The organism is Facklamia lactis, from assembly GCF_015863205.1.
GTDB classification, from domain to species: domain Bacteria; phylum Bacillota; class Bacilli; order Lactobacillales; family Aerococcaceae; genus Facklamia; species Facklamia lactis.
The window spans coordinates 461,560-474,166 of sequence record NZ_JACBXQ010000002.1 but is presented as its reverse complement, the minus strand read 5'-3'; the positions used below and the strand labels follow the sequence as shown (position 1 = coordinate 474,166).

Here is a 12,607-nt window from a genome sequence, read left to right as displayed (position 1 = left end):
TAATAGACTTATAAGTTAAAAGTTATAATCTGTGGAGGAGGAAGACAGTGGAAGTGAGAATAGAGCATGATTCCCTAGGAGAAATTCAAGTGCCTGCTGATCGATATTGGGGGGCTGTGACTCAAAGATCCTATCAAAATTTTAAAATTGGTCAGGAATTAATGCCGCTAGAAGTAATAAGAGCGATCGCATTAATAAAAAAAGCAGCCGCCAAGACAAATGCTGAATTGGGGGTACTCGATCAGGAACGTTCAGAACTTATTCAAAAAGTATGTGATGAAATAATCGATGGTCAACATGATGAACATTTTCCTTTGTCAGTTTGGCAAACAGGTAGTGGAACTCAAAGTAATATGAATGTCAACGAAGTTGTGGCTAATCGTGCGAATGAAATAGCGGATAAGACCCTCGTTCATCCAAATGACCATGTTAATAAGTCACAATCTTCTAATGATGTCTTTCCTTCTGCTATCTATATTGCAGGTGTGCAGATAGTGTACCATGAATTGTTACCGGTCTTAGATCAACTGATTGATACTTTGGATGAGCTTTCGAATCGTTACAGCGAAGCAATTAAAACGGGTCGAACTCATTTACAGGATGCCACTCCTATCACTTTTGGACAAGAAGTGAGTGGTTGGTTGGCCAGTATAATTCAAGATCGTCTGATGATTACGGAGAGTATAAAGTCAATGTATGCTTTAGCATTAGGAGGAACTGCCGTTGGAACAGGTCTCAATGCGCCGGAAGGATACTCGGATAGAGTTGCAAAAGAACTAGCCGATTTAACGACTTATCCATTTGCTTCTTCATCTAATAAATTTCATTCTTTATCCAGTAAGGATGAAATTGTTTGGGTTCATGGAGCACTTAAGGCTTTAGCGAGTGATGCGATGAAAATAGCTAATGATGTCAGATGGTTAGCAAGTGGTCCACGTTGTGGTATTGGGGAAATTAATTTGCCTGCGAATGAACCGGGATCGTCGATTATGCCTGGTAAAGTTAATCCAACGCAATGTGAAGCACTTACCATGGTGGCCGTTCAAGTCATGGCAAATGATACAGCAATCGGAATGGCGAATTCACAAGGCAATTTCCAATTAAATGTTTATATGCCTCTAATAGTTAATAATTTCATCCAGTCAGTTCGTCTATTAAGTGATGCGCTTCGTTCTTTCGATGAAAAGTGTTTAGTTGGCATTAGAATCAATGAAGAGCGAATGCACGAATTTGTTGACCAGTCTTTAATGTTAGTAACCAAATTGACACCTCAAATCGGTTATGAAAAGGCAGCACAGATCGCTAAAAAGGCTCATCAAGAAAATACAAGTCTCAAAGAAGCTTGCTTAGATTTAGGTTTTTTAACAGAAGAAGAATTTACTCAGCTTGTAGATCCGTATACAATGGTATAAAGAAGAGGGGAAATGAAATGGATATTTTTGAAAAATCATTACAAATGCACTATGAATTGAATGGCAAAATTGAAGTAGTGAGTAGAACAAATATTGAAACGAGTGAGGATCTATCCTTGGCTTATTCGCCAGGCGTGGCAGAGCCTTGTCGCGCAATAGCAGCAAATTATGAAGAGTCTTTTAAACTAACTCGTCGATCTAATTTAGTCGCAGTAGTAACAAATGGAACTGCTGTTTTAGGTTTGGGAGATATTGGACCGGCAGCGGCCATGCCTGTGATGGAAGGTAAGTGTGCTCTGTTTAAACGTTTTGCTGATGTGGATGCCTTTCCGATTTGTGTAGATAGTAAAGATATTGATGAGATCGTAGAAACTATCGCCCTAATTTCTAAAAGTTTTGGTGGGATTAATCTTGAGGATATCGGAGCACCTGCTTGCTTTGAAATAGAGGCCAAATTAAAAGAAAAGTGTGATATTCCTATCTTCCATGATGACCAACACGGGACCGCAATTGTGACAGCAGCAGCTTTAATTAATGCAATAAAACTAACGGGTAAAGAAATGGGGAAATTAAAAATTGTCATTAATGGAGCTGGAGCGGCTGGAATGGCAATTGCTAAATTATTAATGCAAATGAATTTTGGTGAAATTATTATGGTGGATCGCCAAGGAATTTTGTGTGATAATGATCGAAGCCTTGAATCTACTAAATATGAAATGGCTAAGCTGACTAATCCAAATAAATTAACGGGTAGCCTAGCAGATGCTTTAAAAGGTGCGGATGTCTTATTAGGAGTTTCGGCTCCTAATTGTGTGAGTAAGGAAATGGTTGCTTCAATGAATGAGGGGATTGTTTTCGCCATGGCTAATCCTGTTCCAGAAATAATGCCAGAAGACGCGATTGAAGCAGGTGCTAAGATCGTTGGAACTGGCCGGTCGGATTATCCTAATCAAATTAACAATGTGCTAGCATTTCCTGGTATCTTTAAAGGTGCTTTATCGGTTAGAGCGATTGAAATAACCGATTTAATGAAGGAGAAGGCGGCTTATGCGATTGCTTCTCTAATTAGCGAGGAAGATTTAAAGCCTGACCATATTGTAGTGTCTGCTCTCGATCATCGAGTAGCGGATGCTGTGGCAGAAGCTGTATCGGCATGTGCAGTGGAAGAAGGAATAGCAAGAGTTTAGAATAGATAGGAGGTCAATTAGCAATGCTAATTGACCTCACAATTTTAGTGATGATTCTATATTAGAAATGAGTGGAAATATTGGCAGTTGTTGATAATAAGAAGGATTTTATGATAAGAGGACCGATCATGCCTGTAATATTAACGATATCGGCACCTCTAATGCTTAATAATTTAGTAAGGAGTTTATATACCGTAGCGGATGGTTTGTATTTAGCTCAATTGTCTCCTGAAGATTTTGCGGCTTCCTCTTTTACTTGGCCTTTGAATTTTTTGTTTATTTCGATCGGAATGGGAATCGGTGTAGCATCGACTGCTTTGTTGGCTCATTATTTGGGCTCTAAGCAAGGCGATAAGTTGCAAACATATGCAGATAACAGCCTACTTTTAACATTCTTGATTGGAATATTTCTATCTTTGCTTGGATTTGTGACGAGTCCTATTCTGCTGACCTGGATGGGGGGAGAAGGTCAATTTTTAGCAAAAGCTAATCTTTATTTAAAGATCAATTTTATTGGATTAGTTTTTGATTTTGCTTTTTTTACTTATCAAGCGATCCTAAATTCGCAGGGCAAAACTAAGGTGATGACAATGATTTCCGCCTGTTCCATGCTTGTTAATATTATTCTCGATCCTTTCTTTATATACAAAGAGTTACCGCTACTGAATTTAAATGGCTTGGGGTGGGGAATTGCAGGGGCAGCTTGGGCTACTGTGATTTCTAAAGTAGTTCTATATCTATTAGCAGTCTGGATGGTTAATCAGCAATCAGACATTCGGACACGGCTTCGAGAAATTCGTTTTGATTGGCAAACCTGTCAAGACATTTTACGTCTAGCATTACCATCTTCACTAGGTTACGGAGGATCTTCGCTAGGTTTTACGGTTATGAATTCTTTAATTACTTCATATGGGACGAATACTTTAGCAGCTTTCTCGATGGTGAATAGACTTTCTGATATTGTGATGCAGCCCCAAATGGGAATCGGTATGGCCTTAACAGCTTTAATTGGTCAGAATATGGGAGCGAAAAATTATGACCGAGCGGCCATGATTTTTAAACGATCGATTCAGTTGATCTTGGTAATGTCTATTATGGCCTCTTTAGTAATGATTTTCTTTAAGCAACCCATCTTAAGCCTATTTATTAAAGAAGGGTCTGACTTAGATCTCTGGCAACAAGCGAATGAATATCTGACTTATACAGCTTTTATTATTTTTTTTATGGGCCTATATGCGGCGCTTAATGGTTATTTCCAAGGATGCGGCCAAACTAAATATTCGATGTTTATGACGATTGGTCGTTTGTGGTTAATTAGAGTACCTATTGTCTTAGCTTTAAGATATTTCTCAAATTTAGGGTCAACGGGAATTTGGATTTCGATGTTGATCTCTAATTTGTTAATTGTCGTATGGGGCTTTATTATTTATTGGCGCAATGATTGGCATGAACTGTCAAAATTATAAGAAAGAACCCGAACCATGAATTTTTCCTGGTCCGGGTTCTTTTTTTAGATGATGCCGTGTATATTCATTAATTCTACAATATTTTTAAAGGCGTAAATATCAGCCCCAGCAGCATAGTTATTTCCTAGGTGATAGGTTTGACAAGCGGCTTTGCATTGGAGGAAGATCTTATTCATTATTTTCTCTAATTCTTGGTCTACTTCTTCAAAAGACCATTTTAGTCGCATGGCGTTTTGGGTCATTTCTAAGGCAGAGACAGCCACTCCACCGGCGTTAGCTGCTTTACCTGGTGCCCAAGTAAAGTCATTGGTTTGATTGTAGATAGCCGTTGCGTCGGTATTTGAAGGCATGTTGGCGCCTTCAATCAGATAGCGAATGCCGTTTTGAATAATATTTTGTGCTTGTTCACCATTGATTTCATTTTGAGTGGCACAAGGAAGGGCAATGTCCGCTTTGATGGAACGACTCCAAACGGATTCTTTTGAGAATATAGCGTGAGGGTATTTAATCACATAATTGGCAAAATTCTGTTCATTTGTTGCATTAATTTCAGCAATTATTTTAAGATCAATTCCTTCAGAATCATAGATAGAGCCTGTAATGTTAGACATTGCAATAACTTGGCCGCCTAATTGTTGAGCTTTTTGAGCTGCATAGAAAGCGACATTTCCGGCTCCTGATATGATTATTTTTTTCCCTTTTAGGGTCTCCTGATCTTCTTTTAAAACTTCATTAGCGAAATAGACCACCCCGTATCCCGTTGCTTCCGTTCTGGCAAGTGATCCATTGGCGGAAACTGGTTTTCCCGTTAACGGTCCCAGTTCAACGCCCTTTAGTCGTTTGTACTGTCCTAACATATAGCCAATTTCACGATGACCAACCCCAATGTCTCCAGCGGGAACATCTTGTTTCTCGCTAATATATTTACTTAATTCAGTCATAAAAGATTGACAAAAGCGCATGATTTCATTGTCAGATTTTCCCCGTGGATTAAAATCTGCTCCACCCTTTCCTCCACCAATAGGAAGATTCGTGAGTGAGTTTTTGAAAGTTTGTTCAAAAGCGAGAAATTTTAAGACACTTTCATTTACAGAAGGATCAAATCGTAAACCTCCTTTATAAGGACCTAATAAGGAAGAGTGTTGGACACGAAAGCCATGATTGATATGAACTTGACCATTATCATCTAGCCAAGGAACGCGGAAAGAGATAATCCTTTCTGGTGTGACGAGTCTTTCTAAGATTGCCTTACTTTCGTATTCGGGATGAGAATCGACAATCGGTTCAATCGCCGAGAAAAATTCTTGAATAGCTTGGAGATACTCTGTTTGATGACCAAATTTTGTCTGAAGTTCTTGATAAACACGGTTCATATAGTTGTTTTTTATCATAGGGGAGTCCACCTTTTCTCATTAGCTAAAGTTTGGGACAATTATAGCATAGTTGAGATATGATCAAAATCTTTTTATTAATTCGTTTCATTGGAAGCGTTTAACAAAATGAGCCTATGGTACACTAAGGATAGTAAATATAGGAATAAGGAGTTAAAGGAAGTGCAGACAAGTGAAGCGAAGCGACATTGGTTATATATCTTCTTGGGTCTGGTCTTTATGATAGTTGGGATCGCTCTGATAGTTCTGAAGTTTGCCATGATAGAATTGATGATGGAATTGTTTTCTGTGTACATTGCTTTTTCAGCTTGTGTGAGAGTTTGGGAAATATTAAAAGGTCAGAAATATAGTTCTTCATCACGAGACCGTACTTTTCAATTTTTTGTTGCAGTGGCATTATTCTGGATTGCAGCACTTGTCTTTATTCTTCGTGATAATAGTGCTCTTTGGTTAGTGAGAATCGTTGGTTTCTATCAATTGTTAATGGCTTTAATTAATTTTATTTCTTTTTATTTAATGCGGAGTGATCAAGCTCCAGAGCGATACCATCGGTTTATTTTTGCGATGGTTCATTTGGTGATGGGGCTAGGAAGTTTGATCGCAAATGACCAGGGAGAGAATGCCATCATTCGAATTGGAATTTATACGATTTTAGTAGGAATGACATATATTCATGATGGACGCGCGGTAATAATTGATCCAGATAGAGAAAATGAATTGAGAAGAACGATTCGAATTCCATTGCCAGCGATTTTCTCTGCTTTTCTTCCTCAAAGTCTCATTCAAAGAATTAATCGCTTAATTGCAGGTGAAACAGATAAATTTGATGAGCAAATGATTGAAGATCCATTGCTTCAAGGAAATAAATGTGATGATGCAGATGAAACAGAAGGAAAATCTCTATTGGTTCAAATTCATGTGGGAGAGAAAGAAATCGATATTATTGGACATATGAATGTCACTTACGATGGAACGGTTTATTCTTATGGTAACCATGATGTTGATTCAAGGCGTTTGTTTGATGCAGTAGGTGATGGAGTCCTGGTACTATTAGATCATCAAGAATATTTAGATTTTTCGGTTCAGCATGGGACAACCATTGTGGAATATGAAATTGAATTAAATGATTACCAACGTCAGTCTCTTGAACGGAAATTGACAGAGATAAGGAGGCAATTAACCGCTTGGGTTCCTCAGTCCAAAAGATTATTGAATGCTTATGCTGGTAATTTAATGAGGAATACCCATGCTAAATTTTATAAATTTAAAGAAGGGCAGTATCGCACTTATTTCGTTTTTTGGACGAACTGTGTGCTGTTTTCTGATGAAATACTGAGGTCAACTGGGACAGATAGATTTCCTCTTGTTGGGGTACAAACACCAGGGACTTATTATGATTATTTTGAAAGGGAGTTTTCAAAAGAACCTTCTATTATTAAAAAGCGTCGTGTATTTAATCTTGAATTAAGAGATTATATGGCTAAGCGCCTGTATCCGATGGAAAAAAATGATTAAGTGAATCGTTTGACCTCTTAGACTAAAGGCTGAATTTTAAATATATATATTTTTTTAAGGCGTTCCCTATTTAAAAAATGGTATAATTAAGTCGTAATAACAAGTGAATAATGAGGGAGAGATGATGCATGGAAAGTGAGTTTTCGTTTCGCCGTTTTGGGTCACTGTGTTTAAAAATGATACTGATGGTTGGAATTGCCTTTTTTGCTTTATCAGCTTGTGATAGGGAAGATGAGGAGAAGGTAAAAGAAAGTGATTTTGCGGTCACAGATTTTTCAGGTGATGTGTTAAGAATTGTAGCAGGATCTGAGAATAAAGAATTAGAACCGATTATTGAAAAATATGCACAGGATAACAAGGTTAATATTACGATTGACTACTTAGGCTCACTCGATATTATGCGTCAGCTTCAATCTGGTGAAATGGAATATGATGCTGTATGGCCAGCTTCCTCGATTTGGCTAACGCTAGGAGATGACCATCGACTACTGAAGCACAGTCAAACAACTTCAATATCACCCGTGGTTTTTGGAATTAAACAATCTTTGGCAGAAGAACTTGGTTTTGTTGGAGAAGAAGTGCATACAGAAGATATTATCGAAGCGATTAAGAAGGATCAATTAGAATTTGCGATGACTTCTGCGACGCAGTCCAATTCAGGCGCCTCAGCTTACCTTGGTTTTTTAACTGCGATAGCAGGAAGTGAAGGTGGCTTAACAATGGAAGAATTGCAAAAACCGGAAACGGGAGAGCAAATTCAACAATTATTAGCTGGGGTCAATCGATCGTCAGGTTCTTCAAATTGGCTGGTCGATCTCTTCTTAACGAGTGATTATGATGCGATGGTAAATTATGAAACATTGATTATTCAAACCAATAAGGAGTTAGAAGCCCAGGGGCGAGAGACGCTTTACACTGTTTATCCGGTAGATGGTTTAGCCATTTCGGATTCTCCATTAGCTTATGTCGATCATGATGATCAGAAAAAAGAGGAGACTTTCCTTGCGTTTCAAGAATACCTTCTGAGTGATGCAGCCCAGAAAGAAATAGAAGCCACCGGCAAAAGGTCACGATATGGGACCGTAACGAATGATAATAAAGAGAGTTTTAAGCCGGAATGGGGGATTAACGTTGATCAAGTTATTTCACCTATTAGATGGCCAAGTTCTGATGTGATTAAAGAAGCATTAGGGCTATATCAAACACAATTTAAAAAGCCAGCTTTAACGGTGTACGTCCTAGATTACTCAGGCTCTATGCGCGGAGAGGGACATCGTCAAATGTTGGAAGCTCTTGAAGAAGTATTACTGCCTGAGAAGGCAGAGAAAAATCTTTTATTAGGGACTTCTAAAGATCAGACGATTTTGATTCCTTTTGCGGATGAAGTAGAGCCTTCACTGGAGGCAAAAGGGAACGATCAAGAGATGATTGAGCTGAATTCTGACGTACAAGAACTCGACGTTGGAGGAGGTACCGCTATGTATGAGGGAATTCAAGCTGCTTACGATTTAATTGAAGAAGAATACGGAACGGAATTAGATCAGTATACTCCCGCTATTGTTGTATTAACAGATGGACAGCCTAATGGTGAATTGACTTTTGAAGACTTGGATAATTTTTATCAAGATTTTAGTCACGATGTTCCAGTATTTTCAATTTTGTTTGGAGATGCCAGAGAAGAAGAGATGGAAGAGATTGCGAGTTTAACCAATGCAAGAGTTTTTGATGGTCGCAGTGATTTGGTCAATGCCTTTAGACAAGTGAAAGGATATAACTAGATGACAGCTTCAGTTAAGCAAAATTTATATGCATTTTTAGCGGGTGTGGTGGCTTTTATTCTCACTTTTCTAGTTTTAAAGTGGCCTATCCTAGTTGCGGGTCTCATTTCAATTGGAACTTTTATTGGAGTATATCTTCTTGCTACTCCCGTGATACGAATTGGTGATTTAGAATTAGCCCAACTGGAGAATGGTGAAGAACTTAAGCTGTTATTTGATCAAAGTGTTAAGAAGGTTCAGGGAATGAAAGACTCTGTGGCTCTGATAGAAAATAAGGCGGTTAAAGATCAAGTGGCTGAATTGGCTGAAACAAGTCAGAGTATTCTAGCTTATTTAGAAGAGAACCCTCGTGAAATATCGGGGTCCCGCCATTTTCTTGATTATTATATCAAGACCGGGCATAAAATTATTCATAATTATGTAGAAATGGAAGAAGCTAAGATTTCTCAAGATAAATTTACGTTAATTACAGCTCGAACTGAAGAGTCTCTGGATATTTTGAATGAAATTTATGCTAATCAAAGAGACGGTTACCATTTGGATCGTATGCGAGATTTGGAAGTAGAAACAGAATTATTAGAAAAGACACTGAAGTTGGGGGGAGGATATATCGATGAAAAATAAGTTTTGGGGATTCGTTGCTTTATTATTAGTTATTGCTGGAATCTTTGCTTATAGTTTATTTAAAGGGAATAAACCTGCTCCGGTTGATATTACAGGCTTATTAGGTGGGGAAAAAATAGGCTTATTTGAGAATCCGAAGTTCCAAGAATACCTTAAAGATGAATATAATTTAACGATGGATTATCGGAAAGCAGGATCTTTTGAAATGGTTAAAGGAGATCTTTCGAGTCAAGATTACCTTTTCCCCTCAAGTCAATTAGCCTTAGAATTATTTAAAGAGGAGGGTCAAAAAGCTAGTCAAGATGAAATAGTTTTTAATACCCCCATTGTCCTTTATTCCTATAAACCAGTAGTAGAGGCTCTAATGAAAGCAGGACTTGTGACCGAACGAGACGGGGTACACTATGTGGATATGCAAGCTTTATCAGAATTAATATTAGAGAATAAAACCTGGGCAGAGATTGGCTTGCAAGGGCATTATGGAGAAATTCTAGTGGATACAACGGATCCTGCAGCCTCTAATTCAGGAAATATGTTTTTAGGACTTTTAGCTAATGCGATGAATGGAAATAAAATGGTGACCAAGCAAGAGGCAGAAAAAATTCTGCCAGACTTAAGAAGAATTTATCAATCAATTGGCTATATGAACACATCATCAGCAGATTTATTTAATCAATTTTTGACGCTTGGAGTAGGGTCTTATCCGTTAGTGGCAGGTTATGAAAGCCAGTTGTTAGAGTTTTCAGTTCAAGAACCAGACACCTATGAACGAGTTAAAGATAATTTGTTTATCCTCTATCCCGAACCTACTGTGTGGTCTAGCCATGTTTTTATTGCCTTAAATGATCAAACAGAAGTAGCCATTGATGCTTTAATGGATGAGAAAGTTCAAGATTTAGCTTGGACAGAACATGGCTATCGCACAATTGTATCAGGATCTGCTAATCAAGACCAGTTTAAGGTGCCAGGTTTAGCAGGTGAAGTGACTCAGATTATGCAAATGCCACCTTATGAAGTGATGAGTTATTTGGTTGAAGGAGTTTCTCCTTAATTATCAAAAGATTGTCTGATGTTAAAATCAAAAAAAGAAAGAGGTATATTATGTCTGAAGAAAATAAAAACATTACTCTTGAAAGTTTGATGCAAGCGAAACAGACTGAATTTGCAGGTGTAGAGACTCTGAATACAGATAAACAGGAAATTGCTGCTATGGTGGAGCAAGAGGTAGCCACTCTATCAGAAGAAGATCGTCAAAAAGTCGATAAAATAAAAGAACAGTTGAATTTGCAAGATACACAATTACTCTCTCTCTATGGTTCTAATACGCAGAAAGGAATCGCTCAATTTAGTGATCAAATCCTTTCTGAGGTCCGATCAAAAGATGTGGGAGCGGTCGGAGATTTAATGGCGGATTTAATGGTAAAAGTAAAAGATTTAAATGTTTCTGAAATTGGGGGCAATGGTTCATCTTTTCTAGATAAGTTACCTGTTTTTAAGAATATGCGCCAATCAGTAGAACGTTACCTCGCTAAGTATGATGTAATGGAATCGCAAATTGATAAGATCCAAGCACAGTTAGAAAGTTCACGTATGATGCTATTGAAGGATATCGGAACGTTTGATAAATTATATGAGAAGAATGTGGAGTACTTCCAAGAATTGCAATTATATATTGTAGCTGGTGAAGAAAAAGTTAAAGAAATGCGCGAAGAAGTTTTACCGACTTTATTTAAAGAAGCGGAAGCAAGTGGCGAAACGATGGCCATGCAAGTGGTAAAAGACTTTGAAGATACTGTCAATCGCTTTGAAAAGCGGGTATTTGATTTGAAAACTTCTAAAACGATGGCTATCCAGACAGCCCCACAAATCAAGCTGATTCAGAACAATGATAAATTGTTAGTAGATAAAGTAACAGATGCTGTTAATAATGTGATTCCATTATGGAAATCACAAGTTGTCATTGCTTTAGGATTAAATCGTCAAAGCCAGGTAATTCAAATGCAAAAGCAAGTGTCTGATACAACGAATGAGCTTTTAGAAAGAAATGCTAAAAATTTAAGGCAAAATACAATTGAAACAGCTAAAGAAGCGGAACGGTCTACCATTGATGTTGAAACATTGAAAAAAGTTAATGATGAATTAATTGCGACAATTGAAGAAACGATTTCTATCCAGAATAATGCTCGACAGGCACGTAAGGAAGCAGAATCGGAATTGACTCATATTGAAAATAACCTTAAAGATGCTGTCGCAAAGGCCATTCAGATTAGCTAGTGATTATTAACGGGAGTAACAGGAGAGAACCTCTATACAGCTAGTTTTTTAGCATGTTGGAGGTTTTTTTCTTGCTTAAGATTATTTCTTTACCTTAGTCATTTTCTTACCTATAATAGAAACAATGATGTGTAGATTGGGGAATAGGTATGAAACGAGAAAAATTGAAAAATGCTAAGCGTATTGTGATTAAGTTAGGGACGAATACGATTTTGTCAAGCCAAGGTATCAACTTTCAAAAGATAGATCGTTTGGCATACGTCTGTGCAAGTTTGCAACAAACGGGAAAAGAGATTATCATTGTTTCTTCGGGAGCGATAGGAGTTGGATCGTTAGAATTGAAAGAAGAACAGTATCCCCAAACAATTGCTGACCAACAAGCAACTTCTTCAGTCGGTCAAACAATCCTAATGGGGCATTATGCACGTTTTTTCAAATATTATGGCTTGAATGTCGGACAAGTTTTGCTTACAAGGGATGTCGTGGATTTCCCCCAGTCATTAGAAAATGTGAGAGTCGCCTTTGACACTTTACTGGCTAAAGGGATTGTTCCCATCATCAATGAGAATGACGCCATTGCGGTAGATGAATTGAATCATTTAACAAAATTTGGGGATAATGATACCCTATCGGCAGTTGTGGCGAAAATCGTTTCAGCTGATTTATTAGTTATCCTATCAGATGTTGCGGGATTATATGAAGAAAATCCCCAAATAAATCCCCAAGCTAAACTCATTGATCAAGTTGAAGAAATAACCGATCAAATTAGTCAAATGGCAGCAGGTAAAGGATCGGAATTCTCAACGGGTGGAATGGCGACTAAATTAAGTGCAGCCAAAATAATATTAGAGAATCAGCAAGGGTCGATGGTCATTACATCTGGAGAAGACCCGTCGATATTGTTTAATATTTTAAACGGAGAAAAAATAGGAACTTTATTTACGAATAAAGGATAAAAGA

The 12,607-nt window shown here is 37.8% G+C and carries 10 protein-coding genes; 9 read left to right on the top strand and 1 reads right to left on the bottom strand.

The features are described 5' to 3' along the window. Window positions 1-47 precede the first annotated feature (47 nt). The 3 genes from fumC (at window position 48) to HZY91_RS05240 (ending at window position 4,065) form a co-directional block, all read left to right on the top strand. On the top strand, window positions 48-1,412 hold the full coding sequence (gene fumC / locus HZY91_RS05250) for a class II fumarate hydratase (RefSeq protein ID WP_197115206.1): 1,365 nt from the start codon (window positions 48-50) through the stop codon (window positions 1,410-1,412). A gap of 17 nt (window positions 1,413-1,429) precedes the next feature. Continuing rightward, window positions 1,430-2,599: an NAD(P)-dependent malic enzyme gene (locus tag HZY91_RS05245; protein WP_197115205.1), complete on the top strand. Its 1,170-nt coding sequence runs from the start codon at window positions 1,430-1,432 to the stop codon at window positions 2,597-2,599. Between the two features lie 128 nt (window positions 2,600-2,727). Further along, window positions 2,728-4,065, top strand: coding sequence for an MATE family efflux transporter (locus HZY91_RS05240; RefSeq protein WP_235991595.1), 1,338 nt, complete (start codon window positions 2,728-2,730; stop codon window positions 4,063-4,065). A gap of 44 nt (window positions 4,066-4,109) precedes the next feature. On the opposite strand, the gene gdhA is transcribed toward HZY91_RS05240, so the two are convergent. Next, on the bottom strand, window positions 4,110-5,456 hold the full coding sequence (gene gdhA / locus HZY91_RS05235; protein WP_197115204.1) for an NADP-specific glutamate dehydrogenase: 1,347 nt from the start codon (window positions 5,454-5,456) through the stop codon (window positions 4,110-4,112). 162 nt (window positions 5,457-5,618) lie between these two features. Here gdhA and HZY91_RS05230 point away from each other — a divergent pair, with 162 nt between their 5' ends. The 6 genes from HZY91_RS05230 to proB all read left to right on the top strand — a co-directional run bounded on the left by HZY91_RS05230 (window position 5,619) and on the right by proB (window position 12,603). Next, the gene (locus HZY91_RS05230) at window positions 5,619-6,971 is read left to right on the top strand and encodes an HdeD family acid-resistance protein (protein ID WP_197115203.1); all 1,353 of its coding nucleotides are present in this window, start codon (window positions 5,619-5,621) and stop codon (window positions 6,969-6,971) included. Window positions 6,972-7,099: 128 nt separating this feature from the next. Continuing rightward, window positions 7,100-8,749 (top strand): substrate-binding and vWA domain-containing protein, encoded by a 1,650-nt coding sequence (locus tag HZY91_RS05225; RefSeq protein ID WP_197115202.1) that lies wholly within the window; start codon window positions 7,100-7,102, stop codon window positions 8,747-8,749. After that, complete coding sequence (locus tag HZY91_RS05220) at window positions 8,750-9,373, top strand: 5-bromo-4-chloroindolyl phosphate hydrolysis family protein (protein ID WP_197115201.1); 624 nt, start codon at window positions 8,750-8,752, stop codon at window positions 9,371-9,373. After that, entirely contained in the window at window positions 9,363-10,424 is a 1,062-nt protein-coding gene (locus HZY91_RS05215) for a hypothetical protein (RefSeq protein WP_197115200.1), read from the top strand. Before HZY91_RS05220 ends, HZY91_RS05215 begins: the two co-directional genes overlap by 11 nt. A 50-nt stretch (window positions 10,425-10,474) precedes the next feature. After that, window positions 10,475-11,647: a toxic anion resistance protein gene (locus tag HZY91_RS05210; protein WP_197115199.1), complete on the top strand. Its 1,173-nt coding sequence runs from the start codon at window positions 10,475-10,477 to the stop codon at window positions 11,645-11,647. Between the two features lie 149 nt (window positions 11,648-11,796). Continuing rightward, window positions 11,797-12,603 (top strand): glutamate 5-kinase, encoded by an 807-nt coding sequence (gene proB / locus HZY91_RS05205; protein ID WP_197115198.1) that lies wholly within the window; start codon window positions 11,797-11,799, stop codon window positions 12,601-12,603. Window positions 12,604-12,607: the final 4 nt, after the last annotated feature.